Genomic DNA, 22,178 nt, shown 5'->3' with positions numbered 1-22,178 from the left:
CGGCGTCCCAAGCATACAGGCACCGTAGACCGCTTTGGTCGCAATCGCGCCGCGAGAGCATGAGCAAATATGACTTTACCGCTATAATCGGCGCCTTTTTCAAGCGACGAGCCGCCACCATGCCTCACTCGAGCAACCCGATCCAGTCAGCCCAGCGAACCATACGCCTGGAAATCGAGGCCATTGAGGCACTTCTTGCGCGCATCGACGATGACTTTGCCACAGCCTGCAAGCTGATCCTGGACTGCAAGGGACGGGTCGTGGTCGTCGGCATGGGCAAGTCCGGGCACATCGGGCGCAAGATCGCCGCCACCTTGGCGAGCACCGGTACGCCGGCCTTCTTCGTTCATCCTGGCGAGGCCAGCCACGGCGACATGGGCATGATCACTCGCGATGACCTGGTACTGGCCCTGTCCAATTCCGGCTCCACGGCGGAAATCATCACCCTGCTGCCCCTGATCCAGCGCCTCGGCATCACCCTGATCAGCATGACCGGCAAGCCTGACTCCCCCCTAGCGGAAGCAGCTGCGGTCAATCTCGACGCCAGCGTCAGCCAGGAAGCCTGCCCGCTCAACCTGGCGCCCACCTCCTCCACCACCACCGCCCTCGTGCTCGGCGACGCACTGGCCATCGCCCTGCTCGAGGCACGCGGATTCACCGCCGAGGACTTCGCCTTCTCCCACCCCGGAGGAGCACTCGGTCGTCGCCTGCTGCTGAAGGTGGAAAACATCATGCACGCCGGCGACAGCCTGCCCTGCGTGCAGCGCGGCACCACGCTGCGCGACGCGCTGCTGGAAATGACCCGCAAGGGCCTCGGCATGACCGTGGTACTCGAGACCGATGGACGCCTGGCCGGCATCTTCACCGACGGCGATCTGCGCCGCACCCTGGATCGCAATGTCGACGTGCGCCAGGCAACCATCGACGAGGTGATGACACCCCACGGCAAGACTGCCCGCGCCGAGATGCTCGCCGCCCAAGCCCTGAAGATCATGGAGGACCACAAGATCAACGCTCTGGTGGTGGTCGATGGTGCCGACCGGCCGATCGGCGCACTGAACATGCATGACCTGCTGCGGGCGGGAGTTCTATAGAATGAACGACGAACTGCTGCAGCGGGCCAGGGGCATCCGCCTGGCGATCTTCGATGTCGACGGTGTTCTTACCGACGGGCGCCTGTATTTTCTGGCCGATGGCAGTGAATTCAAGACCTTCAACACCCTTGACGGTCACGGCATCAAGATGCTGATCAATTCCGGCGTACGCACCGCCATCATCAGCGGCCGCACCACACCGGTCGTCGAACGCCGCGCCCGGAATCTGGGCATCCAGCACCTCTACCAGGGGCGCGAGGACAAGCTGGTCGTACTGGACGAACTGCTGGCCGAACTGGGACTCGACTACGAGCAGGTCGCCTACCTCGGCGACGACCTGCCCGACCTGCCGGTTATCCGTCGCGTCGGCCTGGGCATGGCCGTGGCCAGCGCCGACAGCTTCGTTCGCCGGCATGCCCATGGCGTCACCCTGGCACGCGGCGGCGAAGGCGCGGCCCGCGAATTCTGCGAACTGATCCTGCAGGCCCAGGGCAACCTCGAAAACGCTCAGGGCGCTTATCTATAGAGGCGATCATGCTGCGCAAACTCCGCATCCCCCTGACCCTCGCCGCCTTGGCCGCCGTACTGGTGGCAGTGGGCTATTGGAATATCCGCCCGGCGAGCTTCATGGACAAACCCGGCATCTCCCCAGACGACAGCGCCATCGACTTCTACGTCACCAATGCCCATACACTGCAATATCAGGCGGAAGGCGCGCTGCACTACGAGATGACCGCCGACAAGGTGGAACACCTGAAGAGCAGCGAGATCACCCTGCTCACCCAGCCCGACCTGCTGATTTTTCGCGGCACCCCCACTCCCTGGCATGTACGCAGCGAGCGCGGCGAGGTCAGCCCCCAAGGCGACCAGGTTGAATTGATCGATGCGGTACGGGTCGAGCGCACCGATACCCAGGGTCGTCCTACCGTCCTCACCACCAGCCGCCTGAGCGTGTTCCCGGAGCGGGAATATGCCGAAACCCAGCAACCCGTTAAAATCGAGGCGGCCAACGGAGTCACCACGGCTGTCGGGATGAAAGCGTATTTGGATGACAGCAGGATGCACCTGCTGTCCAGTGTAAGAGGCCAGCATGAGGTTCGCTAACCGTTTCTCCCACCGGGCCCTCCCTCTCCTGTTCAGTCTGTGCTCCGCACTGGGCGCAGCGAGTGCCTGGGCTCTCCCCTCCGACCGCGACCAGCCGATCCGCGTCCAGGCCGACAGCGCCGAACTCGACGACAAGCAAGGGGTTGCGGTTTACCATGGCGACGTGGTCATCACCCAGGGCACGTTGAAGATCACCGGCAACAAGGTCACCATCACCCAGGATGACAATGGTGACATCAAGGTCTTCACTTCGGTCGGCAATCCCGCCTACTACGAGCAGAAGCCGGCGCCTGACAAGAGCATCGTCCAAGCCTACGGCCAAACCATCCAGTACTTCGCCGAAAACGAACGCATCGTGCTGATCGATAAAGCCCGGGTAATTCAGGACGGCAACACCTTCGAAGGCGAGAAGATCGTCTACGACACCCAGCGACAGATCGTCAATGCCGGTCGCGCCACGGGAACCAAGATATCCAGCCCGAAACCACGGATCGACATGGTCATCCAGCCGAAAAAGAAACAGCAGCCAGGGCAGACACAGTAATGGCCACCCTCAAAGCCCAGCATCTGGCCAAGAGCTACAAGGGCCGCCAGGTCGTCCGCGACGTCAGCCTCTCCATCGAAAGCGGCCAGATCGTCGGCCTGCTCGGCCCCAACGGAGCCGGCAAGACCACCTGCTTCTACATGATCGTCGGCCTGGTGCGTGCCGATCAGGGCCGCATCCTGATCGATCAGGACGATGTCACCCATCTGCCCATGCATGGCCGCGCCCGGGTCGGCATCGGCTACTTGCCCCAGGAGGCCTCGATCTTCCGCAAACTCACGGTAGCCGACAACATCATGGCGATCCTCGAAACCCGCAAGGATCTCGACGGAGAAGGCCGCCGCCAGGCTCTGGAAGCCCTGCTGCAGGAGTTCCACATCAGCCATATCCGCGACAGCCTCGGCATGAGCCTCTCGGGCGGCGAACGGCGCCGGGTCGAAATCGCCCGCGCCCTGGCCACCACACCGAAGTTCATCCTGCTCGATGAGCCCTTTGCCGGTGTCGACCCTATCTCGGTCAACGACATCAAGCAGATCATCCATCACCTGAAGAACAAGGGCATCGGCGTCCTGATCACCGACCACAACGTGCGCGAGACGCTGGATATCTGCGAAACCGCCTACATTGTCAACGATGGGCAACTGATAGCCGAAGGCAATGCCGAGGCCGTCCTCACCAACAAACTGGTGCAGGAGGTCTATCTCGGCCATGAATTCCGACTATGAGACCCCCCATTCGATGGGATAGACCAATCAAATTCCGTTATAATCAGGCATGTAATTTGCCTTAGAAAGGCGCATCGTCGCCTCGTAGTGATTGACGCGAATGCTTCGGCAAATATGGTGCTTCCTACAATATGAAACCATCGCTAGTCCTTAAGATGGGCCAGCAGCTGACGATGACCCCGCAGCTGCAACAAGCCATCCGTCTGCTTCAACTGTCGACCCTGGATCTTCAGCAGGAAATCCAGGAGGCCCTCGACTCCAACCCCATGCTGGAACGTCAGGAAGACGCTGAGGACTACGACAGCCCGGATACGCTGGCCGAACATGGCGACCAGTCGGCGATCAATGCCACGTCTGACTCCTATCAGGAGAGCTACGACCGTGCGTCCGCCAACGAAGAAGGTGGCAGCCTGGAGGATGGTGACTGGCATGAACGCATTCCCAGCGAGCTGCCGGTGGATACTGCCTGGGAGGACATCTACCAGACCAGCGCCAGCAGCCTGCCGAGCAGCGACGACGACGAGTGGGACTTCACCACCCGCACCTCCACGGGCGAGAGCCTGCAGAGCCATCTGCTCTGGCAGCTCAACCTGGCGCCGATGTCTGATACCGACCGCCTGATCGCCGTCACCCTGATCGACAGCATCAGCAGCGACGGCTATCTGGAAGCTTCTCTGGAGGAAATCCTCGCCTCCCTGGACCCGGAGCTGGGTATCGAACTCGACGAACTGGAAATGGTGCTGCGCCGCATCCAGCAGTTCGAGCCGGCAGGGGTCGCCGCCCGCGACCTCAGCGAATCGCTGCTGCTGCAGCTGCGCCAGCTACCGACCGATACGCCCTGGCTGGAAGAGGCGCAACGGCTGGCCAGGGATTACCTCGACCTGCTCGGCAACCGCGACTTCACCCAGCTGATGAGGCGCATGAAGCTCAAGGAGGAAGAGCTGCGTCCGGTGATCGAACTGATCCAGAGCCTCAACCCGCGCCCTGGCTCACAGATCGAGGCCAGCGAACCCGAGTACGTGGTGCCCGACGTCATTGTGCGCAAGCACAACGATCGCTGGCTGGTGGAGCTCAACCAGGAGGCCGTACCGCGCCTGCGCATCAACCCCCACTACGCCGGCTTCATCAGACGTGCCGATGCCAGCGCCGACAACACCTTCATGCGCAACCAGCTGCAGGAGGCGCGCTGGTTCATCAAGAGCCTGCAGAGCCGCAACGAGACGCTGATGAAGGTATCCACGCAGATCGTCGAGCACCAGCGCGGCTTCCTCGACTATGGTGAGGAAGCCATGAAGCCTCTGGTACTGCATGACATCGCCGAGGCTGTCGGCATGCACGAGTCGACCATTTCGCGGGTCACCACCCAGAAGTACATGCACACCCCGCGCGGCATCTACGAGCTGAAATATTTCTTCTCCAGCCACGTCAGCACCGCCGAGGGTGGCGAGTGCTCCTCCACGGCGATCCGCGCCATCATCAAGAAGCTGGTTGCGGCGGAAAATCCGAAAAAGCCATTGAGCGACAGCAAGATCGCTGGTTTACTGGAAGAACAGGGCATACAGGTGGCTCGTCGCACAGTCGCCAAATACCGGGAATCGCTCAGTATTGCGCCTTCCAGCGAACGCAAGCGACTCATGTGACAGGATTGAGCCGGCCGTTGAAAGGGCAGCAGCCTTATCAGCGGCAGTCGAAGCAGCGTATACCGGTGGCAGGCCCGTCAGCCTGCGTCAAAACAGAAACAAGGAGAAAGCGGTATGCAAGTCAACATCAGTGGACATCAGCTGGATGTGACCGACGCCCTACGCGACTATGTTGAGGAGAAAATCAACCGACTCGAGCGCCATTTCGATCGCATCACTAATGTGCAGGTGATCATGTCCGTCGAAAAGCTCAAGCAGAAGATCGAAGCGACCTTGCATGTCTCCGGTGCCGAAGTGGTCGCCAACGCCGAGCATGAGGACATGTATGCAGCCATCGACCTCCTTGTCGACAAGCTCGACCGTCAACTGATCAAGTACAAGGAAAAGCAGATCGAACGCCAGCAGGGCGCTACGGCCCGCTGACTCTTCCGTCCCATGATCAGACTCGAAGACATCCTGACTCCCGGCCGTTCCCTGGTGAACGTGCCGGGGGGAAGCAAGAAGCGCGCTCTCGAATACATCGCCAATCTGGTCGCCCGCGAAATGCCCGACCTGGATCAGCAGACCATTTTCGAGAGCCTGATTGCCCGTGAAAAACTGGGTTCGACCGGTTTTGGCAATGGCATCGCCATTCCCCATTGCCGCCTGCCCGGTTGTCCTGCCCCGATCAGTGTCCTGCTTCGTCTGGAGGCTCCGATCGATTTCGATGCCATCGATGGCGCACCGGTCGACCTGCTGTTCGTCCTGCTGGTTCCGGAGGCCGCCACCGACGAACATCTGCAATTGCTTCGTCAGATCGCCAGCATGCTCGATCGCGGCGAGATACGCGAACGCCTGCGTCAGGTCGAGAGCAGCGAAGCCCTTTACCAGGTCGTGGCGGACGCGCAGAAGGGCCAGTAGGGTTCCGCGTCCGGGAGTGCGGAGGTTCGTCGACTGTGAACGAGCAATTGGCAGCCCAGCTTTCGGCAACCACTCCTGACGACGGAAAACCCCCATCATGCGCGTGATCATCGTCAGCGGCCGCTCCGGCTCCGGCAAAAGCACCGCCCTCGACGTACTGGAAGACAACGGTTTCTTCTGCATCGACAACCTGCCGGCCGTCCTGCTTCCAGAGCTGGCCGAACGGGCGCTGCTGCATACCGAACTTATCCAACCCCAAGTCGCGGTATCCATCGATGCACGCAACCTGCCCAGCCAGCTGAAACGCTTCCCCGAGTTGCTGGCCGAGGTGCGCACCCGCTACATCCTCTGCGACCTGCTCTATCTGGACGCCGACGACGAAACCCTGCTCAAGCGTTTCTCGGAAACCCGTCGACGCCATCCGCTGACCAACGAGAACCGCTCGCTGGCCGAAGCGATTCGCGACGAGAGCCGGCTGCTCGCGCCGATCAAGGATCTGGCCGACCTCAAGATCGACACCAGCCACCTCAACCTCCATCAGCTACGCGACACGCTCAAGCTGCGCCTGCTGGACAAGCCGGAACCGGGCACGGCTTTTCTGATCGAATCCTTCGGCTTCAAGCGGGGAATGCCGGTGGATGCGGATCTGGTGTTCGATGTGCGCTGCCTGCCCAACCCCTACTGGAAACCGGACCTGCGCAACTTTTCCGGCCTGGATCGACCGGTCGCAGACTATCTCGCCGCCCAGCCGGACGTCGAGGAGATGTATCAGGACATCCAAGCCTATCTGCATAAATGGCTGCCCCGCTTCGCTGCCAGCAACCGCGCCTATGTCACCATCGCGATCGGCTGTACCGGTGGCCATCACCGCTCGGTCTACCTGGCCGAGCGGCTGGGCCGAACATTGAAACAGTCACTCAAGAACGTTCAGGTTCGCCACCGCGACCTCTGCTGAAGGATGGATAACGCGATGCCCGCCTGCGAAATCACCATCATCAACAAGCTTGGGCTGCATGCCCGGGCAGCGGCCAAGTTCGTCGGGGTCGCCGGGCGCTACGCCTGTGCGGTGCGCATCGGCCGAGCGCCGGAGAGCCTGGTCGACGGCAAGAGCATCATGGCGGTCATGATGCTGGCCGCCGGCAAGGGAACGCCCATTCACCTGCATACCGAAGGCGAACAGGACTGCGAGGCGCTGGAGGCACTGGTCGAGCTGATCAACAATCGCTTCGACGAAGACGAATAAATACGCGACGCCTCTGCCACCGGGCCGTCCGGCGGCAGACGCCTCGGCCGGCATCACTTCGCTCAGCTTCCTGCCAGGGTCATTCGCTCGACAAGCACCGAACCGGTGCAAATGTTGCTGCGGTGTTCCAGATCGTTACCCACTGCAACGATCTGCCGGAACATGTCGCGCAGGTTGCCGGCGATGGTCACCTCCTGCACCGGGTACTGGATCTCGCCGTTCTCCACCCAGAAGCCGCCGGCACCACGGGAATAATCGCCGGTCACCAGATTGAGCCCCTGCCCCATCAGTTCGGTCAGCAGCAGTCCGCGCCCCATCCGGCGGATCAGTGCGGCCTGATCCTCCTCGCCATGGCTGACGAACAGGTTGTGCACCCCACCGGCATTGGCCGTGCTCGGCATGCCCAGCTTGCGTCCCGAATAGGTGCCTAGGGCATAGCTGGCCAGACGGCCCTGCTCGACGAAATGCTTGGCGCGGGTCGGCAGCCCGTCGGCATCGAAGGCCGCACTGCCTAGAGCCCGGGGAATGTGCGGACGCTCGTCGAGGTTCAGCCATTCGGGGAACAACTGCTCCCCCAGGGCGCCCTCGAGGAAGGAGGCGTGCCGATAGAGATTGCCGCCGGTGATGGCGCCGATGAAATGGCCGAACAGCCCGGTGGCCAGTTCGGCGGAGAACAGCACCGGTACCTCGCAGGTCGGCACCGGCCGCGCGCCGAGACGCCGTGCCGCCCGCTCCGCCGCCCGCCGGCCGATCGTCTGCGGATCGGCCAGCGCCTCGCCGCGCCGGTTGACGTCATACCAGTAGTCGCGCTGCATCTGCCCTTCGCCTTCGGCGATCATCACGCAGCTGAGGCTGTGCCGGGTGCTGGCATAGCCGCCGATGAAGCCATGGCTGTTGCCGTAGACCCGGCAGCCCTGATGGGAGTTGAGCGAGGTGCCGTCGGCGTTGCGAATCCGCGGATCGGCGGCGAAGGCCGCCGCCTCGCACTCCAGCGCCCGCTCGATGGCCTGTTCGGGGCTGATCGCCCAAGGATGGAAGAGATCCAGTTCCGGAAGTTCGCCGGGCATCAGCGCAGCGTCCGGCAGGCCGGCGCAGTCGTCCTCGGAGGCATGCCGGGCGATCGCCAGCGCGGCGGCCACGGTTTCCCGGATCGCCGCCTCGCCGGTCGCCGAGGTGCTCGCCGAACCCTTGCGCTGGCCGAGATAGAGGGTGATGCCGAACCCTTGGTCGCGATTGAACTCGACGGTTTCCACCTCGCCTTGGCGCACCGTGGTGGACAGGCCCTGCTCGATGGATACGGACACCTCGCAGGCCGTGGCACCCTGATGCGCGCTCTCGGCGAGTATCCGCTCGACCTTGGCCCGCAACTCCGGCAGCGCCTGCGGACCGACCATTTCTGCTGAATTCATAACTACTCCTGTCAGGTCCGGGCCAGTCGCTCCGGAGCTGCTGTTATCATGGCGGCGTATATCTCTGGACCACCACCATGTCTGAATTTCACCAAGACTTCTCCGAGGAGAAGAGCAAATCCCAGGTCAAGCGCGAACTGCATGCCCTGCAGGAACTCGGCGAGCGCCTGACCACCCTCAGGCCCGAGCAACTCGATCGCCTGCCGCTGACCGACGCCCTGCACCGTGCCCTGCTGGATGCGTCGAAACACACCGCGCACATCGCCCGCAAGCGGCACCTCCAGTACATCGGCAAGCTGATGCGTGACCAGGACGTCGACGCCATTCTCGCTCTCTTCGAGCAGTTGGATGCCTCCAGCCGCCAGTACAACGAACGCTTCCACGCCCTCGAACGCTGGCGCGACCGGCTGCTCGCAGGCGGCGACGACGCGCTCGAAGCCTTCGTCGGCGACTACCCGGACACCGACCGCCAGCACCTGCGCGGCCTGATCCGCCAGGCCCGCCACGAAACTGAGCAGAACAAGCCGCCGGCCGCCAGCCGCAAGATCTTCAAGTACATCCGTGATCTCGACGAAAGCAAACGCGGGCTGCGCTGACGGCACAGGGCGGCCCGGCCATCCTGTCCCGCCTCAGGCACCGGTACCGCCCACGGTGATCGCATCGATCTTCAGGGTCGGCTGGCCGACGCCAACCGGCACCGACTGGCCATCCTTGCCGCAGGTGCCGACGCCGCTGTCCAGCGCCAGGTCGTTGCCGACCATGGAAACCCGCGTCATCACCTCCGGACCGTTGCCGATCAGGGTCGCGCCCTTGACCGGCGTGGTGATCCGGCCATCCTCGATCAGATAGGCCTCGCTGGTGGAGAAGACGAACTTGCCGCTGGTGATGTCCACCTGACCGCCGCCCAGGCTGGCACAGTAGATCCCCCTCTTCACCGAGGCGATGATCTCCTCGGGCTCGCTCTGCCCGGCCAGCATGTAGGTGTTGGTCATCCGCGGCATCGGCAGGTGCGAGTATGACTCGCGGCGGCCGTTGCCGGTCGGCGCCACGCCCATCAGGCGGGCGTTCAGCTTGTCCTGCATGTAGCCGCGCAGGATGCCGTTCTCGATCAGCGTGGTGCACTGGGTCGGCGTGCCCTCGTCGTCCACGCTGAGCGAACCGCGCCGGCCGGCCAGGGTACCGTCGTCGACGATGGTGCAGAGGCTGGAAGCCACCCGCTCACCGACCCTCCCGCTATAGGCCGAGCTGCCCTTGCGGTTGAAGTCGCCCTCCAGACCGTGACCGACCGCCTCGTGCAGGAGCACGCCGGACCAGCCCGGGCCGAGCACCACCGGCAGCGTGCCGGCCGGCGCCGGAATCGTCTCGAGGTTGACCAGCGCCTGACGCACCGCCTCGCGGGAATACTCCATGGCGCGATCCTCGTCGAGGAAGAAGCGGTAGTCGGTGCGTCCGCCGCCGCCCTGCCCGCCGCGCTCGCGGCGGCCGTTCTGCTCGACGATGACACTGACGTTGAAGCGCACCAGCGGCCGCACATCGGCCCCCAGGCTGCCATCGCTGGCGGCGATCAGGATGTGCTCCCAGACTCCGGCCAGGCTCACCGTGACCTGCTTGATGCGCGGATCCAATGCCCGGGTGGCGGCATCGATGCGCTTGAGCAGCTCGACCTTCTCCGCCCGGTCGATCACCTCCAGCGGATTGCCCGGCGCATAGAGACGCGTCACCGGGGCCGCGGCGAAGGCCTGCACGCGGCCCCGCTGCCCGGCACGGGCGATCGAGCGGGCCGCTTGGGCCGCCTGGCGCAGCGCCTCGCCGGTGATCGCATTGCTGTAGGCGAAGCCGGTCTTCTCGCCGGACTGGGCGCGCACGCCGACACCCTGGTCGAGATGGAAGCTGCCCTCCTTGACGATGCCGTCCTCCAGCACCCAGGACTCGGACACCTGGCTCTGGAAGTACAGGTCGGCCGCGTCGATGCCGGGACCGGCCAGCTCGCCGAGCAGGGCCGGCAAGGCATCGAGATCCAGGCCGCCGGGGCTCAGCAGCTGCTGACTGACGGGTAACAACAACTCGCTCATATTCACTCCATTTCGACCGGCCGCGGCACGGCCGACACTGAAAATCGCCGATGGCGGTGCATCGGCATACGCTGACGGATCGCCGCCTGCTCCTCGGCATCGCGGCTGGCCAGCAGCACCCCCTCGCCCTGCGCCTGTTCGGCCAGCAGCCGCCCCCAGGGGTCGACGATGGCCGAATGGCCATAGGTTTCCCGGGGTCCGGGATGCCGACCGCCCTGGCCGGCCGCCAGCACATAGCACTGGGTCTCCAGTGCCCGTGCGCGCACCAGCACGTGCCAGTGGGCGGCGCCGGTCACCGCGGTGAAGGCCGAGGGGGCGCTGATCAGCTCGGCTCCGGCGTCGCGCAGGGCGCCGTAGAGTTCGGGAAAGCGCAGGTCGTAGCAGACCGTCAGGCCGAGACGGCCGACCGGGGTGTTCGCCACCACCAGCCGCTCGCCGTGGGCGTAATCGTCCGACTCGCGGTAGCGCCCGCGCTGGTCCGCCACGTCCACATCGAACAGGTGCAGCTTGTCGTAGCGGGCCACCAGCTCGCCATGGTCGTCGAACAACAGCGAACAGGCATGGGCCTTGGCCTGCGGCCGACCGGCCGGCGGCAACGGCAGGGTGCCGGCGACTATCCACAGGCCGAAGTCGCGGGCCGCCTGGCGCAGGCAGGGCAGCACCGGACCGCGGCCCTCGGCTTCGGCGCGGCCCAGGGCGGCGCCGTCGCGCCGGCCCATGGCGGCGAAGTTCTCCGGCAGGACGGCAAGGCGCGCTCCGCCGGCGGCGGCCTGTTCGAGCAGGCGGCGCGCAGTCACCAAGTTGGCCGGCACATCGTCCTGGCTGACCATCTGCAGTACCGCCACGCTCATTGGCCTTCTCCGCTGTTTCCCGGTTTCGCCCGCCCACGCTCTCGCACTTCGCCGCCCACTGCAACCCTCTTTCCTGTCAGCGCGGCTTCTCGAAGGGCTTCTCGAAGGTAATTCTAGGCTCTCGCCAGGGACCCTGGACGCGGTACTGCACGCTGGCGAAACGCGCCACGTGATTTCCGAGCAGCTTGTCGACGACGAACAGCGCCCCGCCGACCGCCGGTGCGCCGACCAGCAGTGCGGCGAGCGGCAGGTTGTTGCTGATCGGCAGGGTGACCAGCAGCTTGGCATCGATGCTGTCGCCGGGCAGGTTGAGGATGCCGTCCAGCTCGAGGTTGCTCGACGGTCCGCTCAGGGTCAGCGGGACTTCCGTCCTGAAGATCCCGTTGCGCCCCTCGACCAGACCTGTGACCTTGTCGTAGCTCAGTCCCTTGCCGAACAGGTCTGAAAAATCCAGGCGCAGCCGGCGGCCGATGGCGTTGAAATTGAGTACGCCGAACATCCGCAAGGCCGAAGCAGCCCCTTCCACCTCGCGGAACTGCCCCCGGCTCAGACTGATGTCGAAGCTGCCGGTGTAGCGCTGCAGGGCCAGGGCCGCCGGCGATCCCGGCCAGTTGCCATCGATGTCCACGCGGAACTCTTGGCTGCTCGCGCTCGGCGCAAACCCCCAGGCCAGCAGCACATCGGCGAGATCGCCGCCCCGCAGATGCCCGCGGAACCAGCTGCGGGTGGCGCCGGGCGGCCCCTGCCAGCCGGCGCTGCCAAGCACCCGCAGGCCCTTGAGGTCCAGGTTCAGGTCGCTGAACTGCACCCCGTCGGAACGCGGCCGCGCCTTCAGCGACCAGGCCCCGAGCAGCTCGGCGCCCTGCTGCAGGCGGGCAATGCGCACATCCAGCGCCGGAATCTTCCGTGGGTCGACCGCCCGCAGAGGATCCGCCGCGGCTGCCGTGGTCGTCGGCGCACCGGCCGTGCCCGGCGTGCTGGCCGGCAGCTGCAGATGGGATAGATCGACGACGATCGGCGCCTGGGCCGCCGTCGGGACAGCGACGCGCCCCCGGATCTGCGGACCGTCGAGCAGCAGGCTCCAGCCGGCCCGACTGGGGGTCATCCGGACGCTGAGCGGACTCAGGGTAGTGCCGAAGCCCTGGAAGCGGCCGATATCCAGCTCGGCGCCGCTCAGCAGGCGATCCTGCCCCCCCTGGGAGACCATGGCGCCCAAGGCCGCCTGCCAGGCATCCCAGTCCAGGTGAGCGACGCGGCCGCGCACCCACAGCCCCTGCGTCGCAGGCAGCCGGGCCTGATCGGAGCCGAGCAGCAGCTCGCCGCGGGCCTTCTGGAAACGCTCCGGCGGCGCAGCCAGAGCCAGGCTGGCCAGGTCGGCATAGTCCAGCCGATAGCGGCGCTCGGCGCCGTCCAGGGTCATGTGCCAGCGCGTGTCACGGGATTCCTGGGCCACCTTGCCGAACGGCTCCGGCAGGTCGATGCGCAGGCCGCGCAAGCTGGAGTCGGCCTGCAGCCAGCTGTTCGCGCCATCCAGCAGCAGCTCGAGGCGATAGGGTAGCTCGCCGGAGAGCGGCAGGCGCTGGGACACCTGCAGCCACCCGAGCAGGGAGGCTGCCGCCACCTGCCCGTCGGCCAGGATGCGGGTCCGCGCCTTGCCGTTGCGCCCCTCGGCGAGCGCCCGACCGCGCACCGGCCGGCCGAACACCTGGGCGCGGATCTCCGGCGCGCTGAGCCCCTTCGTCGTGTCGTAGGTGAAGGCGCCCTGCAGGCGGGTCAGTTGCAGGTTCGGCTGGGCCATCTGCAGCCGCGCGCCCTCGGTGCGCAGCTCGGCCACCACGCGCGTCGGCCGCTCCGCCTCCCGGCGCAGCGGGATGTCCAGCGTGAGCCGGCCCTGCAACGGCCCCTCGCCGGTCCAGCCGGCGAAAATCTCCCTGGTTTCCAGCGGCGCCTCCTGGAGAATGCGCAGGCCGTCGCCGACGCTGCCCTCCAGCTCGCCCTTGAGCAGCAGCCGCGGCACGCCGTCCTTGGCCGAGGGAATCTCGGCCGTGGCCGATGTCAGCCGGGTGTCGAGCACCCGCCCTTCATCCAGGACCACACGCACGCCGCTGTCCTCGACGAACACCTGCCCCTGCGCCTCGCGCAGCTCCGGCCAGCCCGGCTGATAGGCCAGCTCGGCGTCGCGCACCTTGAAGAACAGGCCGAGGCTGCGTGCTGCATCCTCGGCCCCCTTGTTCAGCGAACCCTGATAGAGGAAATAGCCCTCCTCCACGCGACCGGCGCGGATCGAGGTCTTCAGCCACTCGGCCAGCTGCGGCGACAATCCGGGCGCCAGCGTCGGCAGATATTTCTCGGCGTAACGGGCGTCGCCGTCGCGCAGGCCGACGCGCAGGTCCATGTAGTCCTCTTCGGCGGGGTCGCTACGCAGGCGGATCAGGAAATCGCCGGCGGCGCGACCCTCCTCGCCGTCCGTCTGCACATAGGGGCTGCGCAGGGTCACGCCCTGCTCGTCGATCTGCCAGAACAGTCGCCCGGCGGCATGCCGGTAATGCCAGGGGCGGGGGAATAGGCGCGCGAGATGCAGCGAGAGGTCGTTGCCATTGAACCGCAGCTCGCCGCCGGCCAGATCGCCGCTGACGCTGCCGCTGACATTGCCCGCCGCCGGCGCGCCGTACCAGGCGTCGAAGGCCACCCCCTGGAGATTGGCCGCATAGGCGAGTCGCTGGCCGCCCTCGGCCTGCGGCCGGTAATCCAGCCGCAGATTGCGCAGAGTGCCGCGCGGCCGCAAGGCCGCCAGGGCGGTCTCGGCCGCCTGCGGCAGCGGCGCCAGCGACTGCACCAGCGGCATCAGCGGGGTCAGGTCGAGCTGATTGGCGGTCAGCGTCCAGGCGTCTGGCGCATCAGCCGCCACCCGGTGTTCGAGGGCGACCTGCACACCGTCCCAGCGGGACTTGCCAAAATCGACCGCCAGGGAGTCGAGCAGCGCACGGAAATCCTCGCCATCGCGCAGGAAATGCCCGCTCAACGCCAGATCGCACACTTCGGCCGGCACCTGCCCGGCGCGGCGGACACGCAACTCGGGCGCCTGCAGGCGGGTCGCCGCGCGCTGCAGGCGGCCCTCGGCCCAGGACAGCCAGAACTCCCCACCGGCACGCAGCCGCTCGATCCGCCAGTCGCCGGTCAGACTGCGCGGCACCCAGCCCGCCCAGTCGCTCTGCGGCAGACTGACGTACAGCTCGGCAGGACTCTGCCGCCAGCCCGCGTCGGCCAACTGGCCGTGCAGGCTCCACTGCAGCGGCTGACCGTCGGGCAGACTCAGGCGACCATCGAGGCGCTGCTGCCAGCCGTCGCTGCGCAGCGTGAGGTCGACGCTCTGGAAGGAGAAAGGCTCCTGTCCGTGCGGCGCGAAGGTGATCTGGCTGTCCAGCAGCGACAGATGGTCGATCCGCTCGAGCGCGCGCAGGGACTCGTCCGGATTGAACGGCCGCTGCCGGCCGCGCTGCGGCGCCCCCTCCAGGGCCCAGCGCCCCTCGGCATCCTGCGCCAGGGTGAAACTTACCCCCTCGACCTCCAGCGCGGCGACGCGCAACTCGCGGGCCAGCAGGGTGCGCAGCAGATCGAGGCGCACCTGGACCCGCTCCAGATGCAGCGCATCCTCGCCCTCGCCGATCGTCACGTCGCGCGCCAGCAACCGTGGCGCCAAGGCGCTCCAGCGTCCCTCCAGAGCGCGGATGGCGACCGGCATGTCCAGCACGTCGCGGACCCGCGCCTGCACCTCGAGACGGGTATCGGCGACCAGCGGCGCCAGCTGGCGACCTAGGCTGACGCCCAGCGCCAGCAGCATCAGGCCGAGAAAGCCGAGCCCCAGCAGGATGCGCAGAACGACCGCAGGCAGGCGGGAGAGTCGCGGCATGGTCAGGGCTTACAGCAGGACAACATCGTACTGCTCCTGGGAGTAGGTGCCCTCGACCTGGAACTTGATGGGCCGGCCGATGAAGGCCTCGAGATCGGCGACGTTGCCCGACTCCTCGTCGAGCAGCCGGTCGACCACCTTCTGGTTGGCCAGCACCAGGTAGCCCTCGGCCTGGTAGGCACGGGCCTCCCGGAGAATCTCGCGGAAGATCTCGTAGCAGATGGTTTCCGCCGTCTTCAGCTTGCCGCGTCCCTGGCAGCAGTTGCAGGGCTCGCAGAGCACCTGCTCGAGGCTTTCCCGGGTACGCTTGCGGGTCATCTGCACCAGCCCGAGCACGGTGATGCCGATGATGTTGGTCTTGGCGTGGTCGCGCTCCAGCTGCTTCTCCAGGGTACGCAGCACCTGGCGCTGATGCTCCTCGTCCTCCATGTCGATGAAGTCAATGATGATGATCCCGCCCAGGTTGCGCAGGCGCAGCTGGCGGGCGATCGCGGTGGCCGCCTCGAGGTTGGTCTTGAAGATGGTTTCTTCCAGGGTGCGATGGCCGACGAAGGCGCCGGTATTGACGTCGATGGTGGTCATCGCCTCGGCCGGATCGATGATCAGGTAGCCACCGGACTTGAGCATCACCTTGCGCTCCAGGGCCCGCTGGACCTCGTCCTCGACCCCGTACAGGTCGAAGATCGGCCGCTCGCCGGGATAGTGCTCGAGACGGTCGGCGATCTCCGGCATCAGTTCGGCGACGAAATGCGAAACCTTCTGGAAGGTTTCCCGCGAGTCGATGCGGATCTTCTCGATACGCGGGCTGACCAGATCGCGCAGGGTGCGCAGGGCCAGGCTGAGATCCTCGTAGATCACCGTCGGCGCGCTGGCAGTCTGCATCTGCCCGGCGATCTGATCCCACAGGCGGCGCAGGTAGCGGATGTCCGCGAGGATCTCGTCGGCCCCGGCGCCTTCGGCAGCGGTGCGCAGGATGAAGCCGCCCTCGTGCTCGATCCCTTCGCCGGCCACGCAGTCGGCGACCACCTTCTTCAGGCGCTCGCGCTCGGCCTCATCCTCGATCTTCAGGGAGATGCCGACATGGCGGGTGCGCGGCATGTAGACCAGGTAGCGCGAGGGAATCGACAGATGGGTGGTCAGCCGGGCCCCCTTGCTGCCGATCGGATCCTTGGTGACCTGCACCACCAGGCCCTGCCCCTCGTGCACCAGGGCCGCGATGTTCTCCACCGCACTGCCCTCGCGGCTGGAAATCTCCGCGGCATGGATGAACGCGGCGCGCTCCAGGCCGATGTCGACGAAGGCCGCCTGCATGCCCGGCAGCACCCGCACCACCCGGCCCTTGTAGATGTTGCCGACGATGCCGCGGCGCTGGGTGCGCTCGACATGCACCTCCTGCAGCACCCCATTCTCCACCACCGCCACGCGCGACTCCATCGGCGTGATATTGATCAGAATCTCTTCGCTCATTGCATAGTCCCGAAGCTGGGCGCAGCTTGTCTGCTCAGGCGCCTTGTCATTGTTGTTGCCAGCACGGAATGCCGAACTCGGCCAGCAGTTGCGCGGTTTCACAGAGTGGCAGGCCGACCACCGCCGAATAGCTGCCCTCGAGGCCGCTGACAAACACTGCGGCCAAGCCCTGGATGGCATAGCCGCCGGCCTTGTCCAGCGGCTCGCCGGTGGCCCAGTAGGCCTCGGCCTCGGCGCTGGTGAGCGGACGGAAGGCCACCCGGCTGCGCACCACCCGCACCGCGCTGCGCCCGGCCGCGGCCAGGGCCACCGCGGTCAGCACCTCGTGCTCGCGCCCGCCGAGCGCCTGCAGCATGGCCAGCGCCTCGGCATGGTCCCCCGGCTTGCCGAGGATGCGCCCGTCCAGTACCACCGTGGTGTCCGCGCCGAGCACCACCGCCTGCCGGTCGGCGAGGCTGGCCAGGCCAGCCGCCGCCTTGCCGCGCGCCAGGCGCTCCACATAGGCGGCCGGCGTCTCGTCCGGCGCGGGAGTTTCGTCGATGGCCACGCTGAGCGGAACGAAGGGCACGCCGATCTGCGTCAGCAGCTCGCGCCGGCGGGGCGAACCGGAAGCCAGGTAAAGCGTGGCAGCCATGCGATTTCCCTCTGTCCGAAGCCCCGCCCGCCGTCTCGCCGGGGACGGGGGGTTAATTGACATTGAAGCGCAGTCGTAGGCTACGCAGGGCGGTGAACACCCAGGGCCAGAGCAAGGCGCTGACCAGGGCCGGCAGCAGGAAGGCGAGGGTCGGCGGGCGGTTGCCGGCCAGCGCATTGAGCCAGAGCTGCACCAGCTGGGCCAGACCGAAGACTACCAGCAGGACCAGGCTCTGTTGCCACAACGGAAACATGCGGACACGCTGCTGCAGCGTCAGCATCAGGAAGGCAATCAGCGTCAGGGTCAGCGCATGCTGCCCGAGCAAAACGCCGTAGAGCACATCCATCGCCAGCCCCAGCAGCCAGGTCACAGTCATGCTGACCCGCTGCGGCACGGCCAGAATCCAGTAGGTGATGAACATCGCCAGCCACAGCGGCCGGCCAACCTCCATGAAGCCCGGCATGGGCGCCACGCTGAGCAGCAGGCCCACCAGGTAGCTGGCCCAGATCAGCCAACCGTTGTGCTCGCCCATCAGCGCGCCCCGCCTGTGCCCGCCGGGGCCGGCCGCGACGGCGGGGCCGGTGCGGGAACGGCCGCTGCAGGCGCCGGCGCGGCGGGCACAGGCGCCTGGCTTCCGGCCTGTTCGGCGAGCTGGCGGTCATGCGCCTCCTGGGCCTGGGCCGCCTCGCTGGCGCGCTGCTCCGGCGAGCGCGGATCGCTGAACACCATCAGCATGTAGCGGGTGCGGTTGAGGGCCGCCGTGGGCACGGCGCGGACGATGGCGAACGGCTGCCCGGAGTCGTGGATCACCTCGCTCACCACGGCCACCGGATAGCCGGCGGGAAAGCGCTGGCCCATACCGGAGCTGACCAGCAGGTCGCCCTCCTTGATGTCGGCGGTATCGGCGACATGGCGCAGCTCCAGGCGCTCCGGATTGCCGGTGCCGACGGCGATGGCGCGCAGGCCGTTGCGGTTGACCTGCACCGGGATGCTGTGGGTGGTGTCGGTGAGCAGGAGGACCCGCGCCGTGTAGGGCATGACCTCCACCACCTGGCCCATCAGGCCGCGGGCGTCGAGCACCGGCTGACCGAGAAACACGCCGTCGCGCTCGCCCTTGTCGATCAGGATGCGATGGGTAAAGGGATTGGGATCGACGCCGATCAGCTCGCCGACCAGCACCTTCTCGTCGACCAGCGCCGCGGAATTGAGCAGTTCGCGCAGGCGCACGTTCTGCTCGGTCAGCGCCGCCAGTTTCTGCAGGCGGCGCTGCATCAGCAGGGCCTCGGCCTTGAGCTTCTCGTTCTCCGCGAGCAGTTCGCTGCGGCTGCTGAACTGCTGGTTGATGCCATCCCAGATACGCACCGGCAAATCGGCCAGCCCGTAGAAGGGGGTCAGCACCAGCCCCAGCTGGCTGCGCACCGGCTTGAGGGTATCGAAACGGGCATCCACCACCATCAGCGTGGCGGCAAGCACCGCCAGCACCAACAGGCGCATCACGAGCGAAGGCCCTTTGCTGAAGAGCAGTTTGATAGCGGGTTCCTCGCGACTACTACAAGCCTCGACCGTCAGCCAGGCGCCGAAAACGGCGCCAGGCGTCGCTTTCGGCGTACAACCCGAAGCCTGCCCCTGTGGCTCACTCGGTGGAGAGCAGATCCATGCGGTGGCTGTCGATCATCTCCAGTGCCCGGCCACAGCCGCGCGCCACGCAGGTCAGCGGATCCTCGGCGACGATCACCGGCAGCCCGGTTTCCTGGGCCAGCAGCTTGTCCAGGTCGCGCAGAAGGGCGCCACCACCGGTCAGCACCAGACCGCGCTCGGCGATGTCCGCTGCCAACTCCGGCGGGGACTGCTCCAGCGCGCTCTTCACCGACTGGACGATGGTCGCCAGCGACTCCTGGATCGCATCCAGCACCTCGTTGGAGTTGAGGGTGAAGCTGCGCGGCACGCCCTCGGCCAGGTTGCGCCCGCGCACATCGATCTCGCGCACTTCGCTGCCCGGCCAGGCGATACCGATTTCCTGCTTGATGCGCTCGGCGGTGGCCTCGCCGATCAGGCTGCCGTAGTTGCGCCGCACGTAGGTGACGATGGCTTCGTCGAAGCGGTCGCCGCCGACCCGCACCGACTCGGCGTAGACCACGCCGTTCAGGGAGATCAGGGCAATCTCGGTGGTGCCGCCGCCGATATCCACCACCATCGAGCCATGCGCCTCGTCCACCGGCAGGCCGGCGCCGATGGCCGCCGCCATCGGTTCCTCGATCAGAAACACCTCGCGGGCGCCGGCGCCCAGGGCCGATTCGCGGATGGCGCGACGCTCGACCTGGGTCGACTTGCAGGGCACGCAGATCAGCACACGCGGACTGGGCTGCAGGAAGCTGCTTTCGTGCACCTTGTTGATGAAGTACTGCAGCATCTTCTCGCAGACGCTGAAGTCGGCGATCACACCGTCCTTCATCGGGCGGATCGCGGTGATGTTACCCGGGGTTCGTCCCAACATGCGCTTGGCTTCGGTCCCAACCGCCACGACGCTCTTCTGATTGCCGTGCGTGCGGATGGCGACCACGGACGGCTCGTTCAGAACGATGCCGCGCTCGCGCACATAGATGAGGGTGTTGGCAGTCCCCAGATCGATCGACAGATCGCTGGAAAACATGCCACGGAGTTTCTTGAACATTGACAGGAACCCTGAGGCGAAGCATGGGTAAAAAAGAGCGCAGACTCTAACAATGGCAGGGATTTTGGGCAAGGCGCCCACTGTGCTAAATTCCCCGTTTTCAGCAGCCCGCAAGGCCGTCAAACGCGGCTTTCGACCAGCGGCCGGCTGCCCGTTTTTCCTGGAGAATCCCGATGGCGCTTGAACGCTCCGACGTGGAAAAGATCGCCCACCTGGCCCGCCTGGGGCTGGATGACGCCGAGATCCCACGCACCACCCAGACCCTGAACGACATCCTCGGTCTGATCGACCGGATGCAGGCGGTCGACACCCACGGCATCGAGCCCCTCGCCCACCCCCTGGAGGCCACCCAGCGCCTGCGCCCGGACGAGGTCACCGAGTGTGACCACCGCGACGCCTACCAGGCCATCGCCCCGGCCGTGGAGAACGGCCTGTATCTGGTTCCCAAGGTGATCGAGTGATGCATCGACTGACTCTGGCGCAAATCGCCCGCGGCCTGGCCGCCAAGGACTTCTCCGCCGTCGAGCTGACCGAGGCCCTGCTGACCCGCATCGGCGCGCTCGACCCGCAGCTCAACAGCTTCATCACTGTCACCGCCGAGCAGGCCCGCGCCCAGGCCCAGGCCGCCGACGCGCGCCGCGCCGCCGGCGAGAGCGGCGCCCTGCTCGGCGCGCCGATCGCCCACAAGGACCTGTTCTGCACCAAGGGCGTGCGCACCAGCTGCGCCTCGAAGGTCCTCGACAATTTCATCTCGCCCTACGATGCCACCGTGGTGGAAAAGCTCGCCGCCGCCGGCTGCGTGAGCCTCGGCAAGCTGAACATGGACGAGTTCGCCATGGGCTCGGCCAGCGAATCCAGCCACTACGGCCCGGTGAAGAACCCCTGGAACACCGAATGCGTGCCCGGCGGCTCCAGCGGCGGCTCCGCCGCGGCGGTGGCGGCGCGGCTGATCCCGGCGGCCACCGGCAGCGATACCGGCGGCTCGATCCGCCAGCCGGCGGCGCTGACCAACCTCACCGGCCTCAAGCCCACCTACGGCCGCGTCTCGCGTTGGGGCATGATCGCCTACGCCTCCAGCCTCGACCAGGGCGGCCCGATCGCCCGTACCGCCGAGGACTGCGCCCTGCTGCTCGGCGCCATGGCTGGCTTCGACCCGAAGGACTCCACCTGCGTCGATCAACCGGTCGACGACTACCTGGCCGCGCTGAACCGGCCGCTGGCCGGCCTGCGCATCGGTCTGCCGCGCGAATACTTCGGCGCCGGCCTCGACCCGCGCCTGTCCGATGCGGTGATGGCCTGCGTCGAGGAGCTGAAGAAGCTCGGCGCCACGGTCAAGGAAATCGGCCTGCCGAACATGCAGCATGCGATTCCCGCCTACTACGTGATCGCCCCGGCGGAGGCCTCCTCCAACCTGTCGCGCTTCGACGGCGTGCGCTTCGGCTACCGCTGCGAGAACCCGCAGAACCTCGAGGACCTCTACAAGCGCTCGCGCGGCGAGGGCTTCGGCGCGGAAGTGAAGCGCCGCATCATGGTCGGCACCTACGCCCTCTCCGCCGGCTACTACGACGCCTACTACCTCAAGGCGCAGAAGATCCGCCGGCTGATCCGCAGCGACTTCATCGGCGCCTTCCAGGAAGTCGACCTGATCCTCGGCCCGACCACGCCGAACCCGGCCTGGAAGCTCGGCGAGAAGAGCAGCGATCCGGTCGCCGCCTACCTCGAGGACATCTACACCATCACCGCCAACCTCGCCGGCATTCCCGGCCTGTCCATGCCGGCCGGTTTCGTCGATGGCCTGCCGGTGGGCGTGCAACTGCTCGCGCCCTACTTCCAGGAAGGCCGCCTGCTCAACGTCGCCCACCAGTACCAGCAGGCGACCGACTGGCATCAACGGGCACCGGAAGGCTTCTGAGG

The 22,178-nt window shown here is 66.4% G+C and carries 22 protein-coding genes; 13 read left to right on the top strand and 9 right to left on the bottom strand.

What is annotated here, in order from left to right:
* The first annotated feature begins 119 nt into the window (after positions 1–119).
* The 10 genes from EV691_RS04990 to EV691_RS04945 all read left to right on the top strand — a co-directional run bounded on the left by EV691_RS04990 (position 120) and on the right by EV691_RS04945 (position 7,250).
* Positions 120–1,094, top strand: a complete 975-nt coding sequence (locus EV691_RS04990) for a KpsF/GutQ family sugar-phosphate isomerase (protein WP_131300172.1) — start codon at positions 120–122, stop codon at positions 1,092–1,094.
* A gap of 1 nt (position 1,095) precedes the next feature.
* Complete coding sequence (locus EV691_RS04985; protein WP_039805623.1) at positions 1,096–1,620, top strand: KdsC family phosphatase; 525 nt, start codon at positions 1,096–1,098, stop codon at positions 1,618–1,620.
* Positions 1,621–1,628: 8 nt separating this feature from the next.
* Positions 1,629–2,198, top strand: a complete 570-nt coding sequence (gene lptC / locus EV691_RS04980; protein WP_165496584.1) for an LPS export ABC transporter periplasmic protein LptC — start codon at positions 1,629–1,631, stop codon at positions 2,196–2,198.
* Positions 2,185–2,742, top strand: coding sequence for a lipopolysaccharide transport periplasmic protein LptA (lptA, locus tag EV691_RS04975; RefSeq protein ID WP_039805625.1), 558 nt, complete (start codon positions 2,185–2,187; stop codon positions 2,740–2,742). The genes lptC and lptA overlap by 14 nt, the downstream gene beginning before the upstream one ends.
* On the top strand, positions 2,742–3,467 hold the full coding sequence (gene lptB, locus EV691_RS04970; RefSeq protein WP_089167407.1) for an LPS export ABC transporter ATP-binding protein: 726 nt from the start codon (positions 2,742–2,744) through the stop codon (positions 3,465–3,467). Before lptA ends, lptB begins: the two co-directional genes overlap by 1 nt.
* Positions 3,468–3,598: 131 nt before the next feature.
* On the top strand, positions 3,599–5,107 hold the full coding sequence (locus EV691_RS04965) for an RNA polymerase factor sigma-54 (protein WP_131300167.1): 1,509 nt from the start codon (positions 3,599–3,601) through the stop codon (positions 5,105–5,107).
* Between the two features lie 114 nt (positions 5,108–5,221).
* Positions 5,222–5,530 (top strand): ribosome hibernation-promoting factor, HPF/YfiA family, encoded by a 309-nt coding sequence (gene hpf, locus EV691_RS04960; protein WP_089167405.1) that lies wholly within the window; start codon positions 5,222–5,224, stop codon positions 5,528–5,530.
* 12 nt (positions 5,531–5,542) lie between these two features.
* Complete coding sequence (gene ptsN, locus EV691_RS04955) at positions 5,543–6,007, top strand: PTS IIA-like nitrogen regulatory protein PtsN (RefSeq protein ID WP_131300165.1); 465 nt, start codon at positions 5,543–5,545, stop codon at positions 6,005–6,007.
* 97 nt (positions 6,008–6,104) lie between these two features.
* Positions 6,105–6,962 carry an RNase adapter RapZ gene (gene rapZ, locus EV691_RS04950; protein WP_089167403.1) on the top strand — a complete coding sequence of 286 codons (858 nt, stop codon included), beginning with the start codon at positions 6,105–6,107 and terminating at the stop codon, positions 6,960–6,962.
* Between the two features lie 15 nt (positions 6,963–6,977).
* Positions 6,978–7,250 (top strand): HPr family phosphocarrier protein, encoded by a 273-nt coding sequence (locus tag EV691_RS04945; protein WP_089167402.1) that lies wholly within the window; start codon positions 6,978–6,980, stop codon positions 7,248–7,250.
* 62 nt (positions 7,251–7,312) lie between these two features.
* Here the strand turns inward: EV691_RS04945 and pmbA are convergent, their stop codons facing one another.
* Entirely contained in the window at positions 7,313–8,659 is a 1,347-nt protein-coding gene (pmbA, locus tag EV691_RS04940) for a metalloprotease PmbA (protein ID WP_131300163.1), read from the bottom strand.
* A gap of 77 nt (positions 8,660–8,736) precedes the next feature.
* Here pmbA and yjgA point away from each other — a divergent pair, with 77 nt between their 5' ends.
* Complete coding sequence (gene yjgA, locus EV691_RS04935; RefSeq protein ID WP_089167400.1) at positions 8,737–9,255, top strand: ribosome biogenesis factor YjgA; 519 nt, start codon at positions 8,737–8,739, stop codon at positions 9,253–9,255.
* A 33-nt stretch (positions 9,256–9,288) separates the two neighbouring features.
* Here yjgA and tldD read toward each other — a convergent pair whose 3' ends face one another.
* The 8 genes from tldD to EV691_RS04895 all read right to left on the bottom strand — a co-directional run bounded on the left by tldD (position 9,289) and on the right by EV691_RS04895 (position 20,264).
* Positions 9,289–10,731 carry a metalloprotease TldD gene (tldD, locus tag EV691_RS04930; RefSeq protein ID WP_131300160.1) on the bottom strand — a complete coding sequence of 481 codons (1,443 nt, stop codon included), beginning with the start codon at positions 10,729–10,731 and terminating at the stop codon, positions 9,289–9,291.
* Between the two features lie 2 nt (positions 10,732–10,733).
* Positions 10,734–11,582 carry a carbon-nitrogen hydrolase family protein gene (locus EV691_RS04925; protein ID WP_131300157.1) on the bottom strand — a complete coding sequence of 283 codons (849 nt, stop codon included), beginning with the start codon at positions 11,580–11,582 and terminating at the stop codon, positions 10,734–10,736.
* Positions 11,583–11,658: 76 nt separating this feature from the next.
* Entirely contained in the window at positions 11,659–15,492 is a 3,834-nt protein-coding gene (locus EV691_RS04920) for a YhdP family protein (protein WP_131300155.1), read from the bottom strand.
* 9 nt (positions 15,493–15,501) lie between these two features.
* Entirely contained in the window at positions 15,502–16,959 is a 1,458-nt protein-coding gene (gene rng, locus EV691_RS04915) for a ribonuclease G (RefSeq protein WP_131300153.1), read from the bottom strand.
* 46 nt (positions 16,960–17,005) lie between these two features.
* Entirely contained in the window at positions 17,006–17,593 is a 588-nt protein-coding gene (locus tag EV691_RS04910; protein WP_131300151.1) for a Maf family protein, read from the bottom strand.
* Between the two features lie 52 nt (positions 17,594–17,645).
* Positions 17,646–18,125 carry a rod shape-determining protein MreD gene (gene mreD, locus EV691_RS04905; protein ID WP_039805639.1) on the bottom strand — a complete coding sequence of 160 codons (480 nt, stop codon included), beginning with the start codon at positions 18,123–18,125 and terminating at the stop codon, positions 17,646–17,648.
* The gene (gene mreC / locus EV691_RS04900; RefSeq protein WP_278250244.1) at positions 18,125–19,117 is read right to left on the bottom strand and encodes a rod shape-determining protein MreC; all 993 of its coding nucleotides are present in this window, start codon (positions 19,115–19,117) and stop codon (positions 18,125–18,127) included. The genes mreD and mreC overlap by 1 nt, the downstream gene beginning before the upstream one ends.
* Before the next feature lie 109 nt (positions 19,118–19,226).
* Positions 19,227–20,264 carry a rod shape-determining protein gene (locus EV691_RS04895; protein WP_039805641.1) on the bottom strand — a complete coding sequence of 346 codons (1,038 nt, stop codon included), beginning with the start codon at positions 20,262–20,264 and terminating at the stop codon, positions 19,227–19,229.
* A 173-nt stretch (positions 20,265–20,437) separates the two neighbouring features.
* Here EV691_RS04895 and gatC point away from each other — a divergent pair, with 173 nt between their 5' ends.
* Positions 20,438–20,725 carry an Asp-tRNA(Asn)/Glu-tRNA(Gln) amidotransferase subunit GatC gene (gene gatC / locus EV691_RS04890; RefSeq protein WP_039805642.1) on the top strand — a complete coding sequence of 96 codons (288 nt, stop codon included), beginning with the start codon at positions 20,438–20,440 and terminating at the stop codon, positions 20,723–20,725.
* The gene (gene gatA, locus EV691_RS04885; RefSeq protein WP_131300149.1) at positions 20,725–22,176 is read left to right on the top strand and encodes an Asp-tRNA(Asn)/Glu-tRNA(Gln) amidotransferase subunit GatA; all 1,452 of its coding nucleotides are present in this window, start codon (positions 20,725–20,727) and stop codon (positions 22,174–22,176) included. The genes gatC and gatA overlap by 1 nt, the downstream gene beginning before the upstream one ends.
* Positions 22,177–22,178 lie beyond the last annotated feature (2 nt).

The sequence above is a fragment of the Azotobacter chroococcum genome (assembly GCF_004339665.1).
Taxonomy (GTDB): domain Bacteria; phylum Pseudomonadota; class Gammaproteobacteria; order Pseudomonadales; family Pseudomonadaceae; genus Azotobacter; species Azotobacter chroococcum.
Note: the sequence above shows the minus strand (reverse complement) of the source record. Positions and strands in the feature narration are given on the sequence as shown.

Excerpts from the sequence above, each read along its gene's own strand:
- EV691_RS04965 (WP_131300167.1), top strand. The coding sequence starts at position 3,599 with ATGAAACCATCGCTAGTCCTTAAGATGGGCCAGCAGCTGACGATGACC.
- rapZ (WP_089167403.1), top strand. The coding sequence starts at position 6,105 with ATGCGCGTGATCATCGTCAGCGGCCGCTCCGGCTCCGGCAAAAGCACC.
- EV691_RS04925 (WP_131300157.1), bottom strand. The coding sequence starts at position 11,582 with ATGAGCGTGGCGGTACTGCAGATGGTCAGCCAGGACGATGTGCCGGCC.
- EV691_RS04985 (WP_039805623.1), top strand. The coding sequence starts at position 1,096 with ATGAACGACGAACTGCTGCAGCGGGCCAGGGGCATCCGCCTGGCGATC.
- hpf (WP_089167405.1), top strand. The coding sequence starts at position 5,222 with ATGCAAGTCAACATCAGTGGACATCAGCTGGATGTGACCGACGCCCTA.
- tldD (WP_131300160.1), bottom strand. The coding sequence starts at position 10,731 with ATGAGCGAGTTGTTGTTACCCGTCAGTCAGCAGCTGCTGAGCCCCGGC.
- EV691_RS04945 (WP_089167402.1), top strand. The coding sequence starts at position 6,978 with ATGCCCGCCTGCGAAATCACCATCATCAACAAGCTTGGGCTGCATGCC.
- EV691_RS04990 (WP_131300172.1), top strand. The coding sequence starts at position 120 with ATGCCTCACTCGAGCAACCCGATCCAGTCAGCCCAGCGAACCATACGC.
- gatA (WP_131300149.1), top strand. The coding sequence starts at position 20,725 with ATGCATCGACTGACTCTGGCGCAAATCGCCCGCGGCCTGGCCGCCAAG.
- lptC (WP_165496584.1), top strand. The coding sequence starts at position 1,629 with ATGCTGCGCAAACTCCGCATCCCCCTGACCCTCGCCGCCTTGGCCGCC.
- lptB (WP_089167407.1), top strand. The coding sequence starts at position 2,742 with ATGGCCACCCTCAAAGCCCAGCATCTGGCCAAGAGCTACAAGGGCCGC.
- mreD (WP_039805639.1), bottom strand. The coding sequence starts at position 18,125 with ATGGGCGAGCACAACGGTTGGCTGATCTGGGCCAGCTACCTGGTGGGC.
- lptA (WP_039805625.1), top strand. The coding sequence starts at position 2,185 with ATGAGGTTCGCTAACCGTTTCTCCCACCGGGCCCTCCCTCTCCTGTTC.
- EV691_RS04910 (WP_131300151.1), bottom strand. The coding sequence starts at position 17,593 with ATGGCTGCCACGCTTTACCTGGCTTCCGGTTCGCCCCGCCGGCGCGAG.
- EV691_RS04895 (WP_039805641.1), bottom strand. The coding sequence starts at position 20,264 with ATGTTCAAGAAACTCCGTGGCATGTTTTCCAGCGATCTGTCGATCGAT.
- gatC (WP_039805642.1), top strand. The coding sequence starts at position 20,438 with ATGGCGCTTGAACGCTCCGACGTGGAAAAGATCGCCCACCTGGCCCGC.
- EV691_RS04920 (WP_131300155.1), bottom strand. The coding sequence starts at position 15,492 with ATGCCGCGACTCTCCCGCCTGCCTGCGGTCGTTCTGCGCATCCTGCTG.
- pmbA (WP_131300163.1), bottom strand. The coding sequence starts at position 8,659 with ATGAATTCAGCAGAAATGGTCGGTCCGCAGGCGCTGCCGGAGTTGCGG.
- yjgA (WP_089167400.1), top strand. The coding sequence starts at position 8,737 with ATGTCTGAATTTCACCAAGACTTCTCCGAGGAGAAGAGCAAATCCCAG.
- rng (WP_131300153.1), bottom strand. The coding sequence starts at position 16,959 with ATGAGCGAAGAGATTCTGATCAATATCACGCCGATGGAGTCGCGCGTG.
- ptsN (WP_131300165.1), top strand. The coding sequence starts at position 5,543 with ATGATCAGACTCGAAGACATCCTGACTCCCGGCCGTTCCCTGGTGAAC.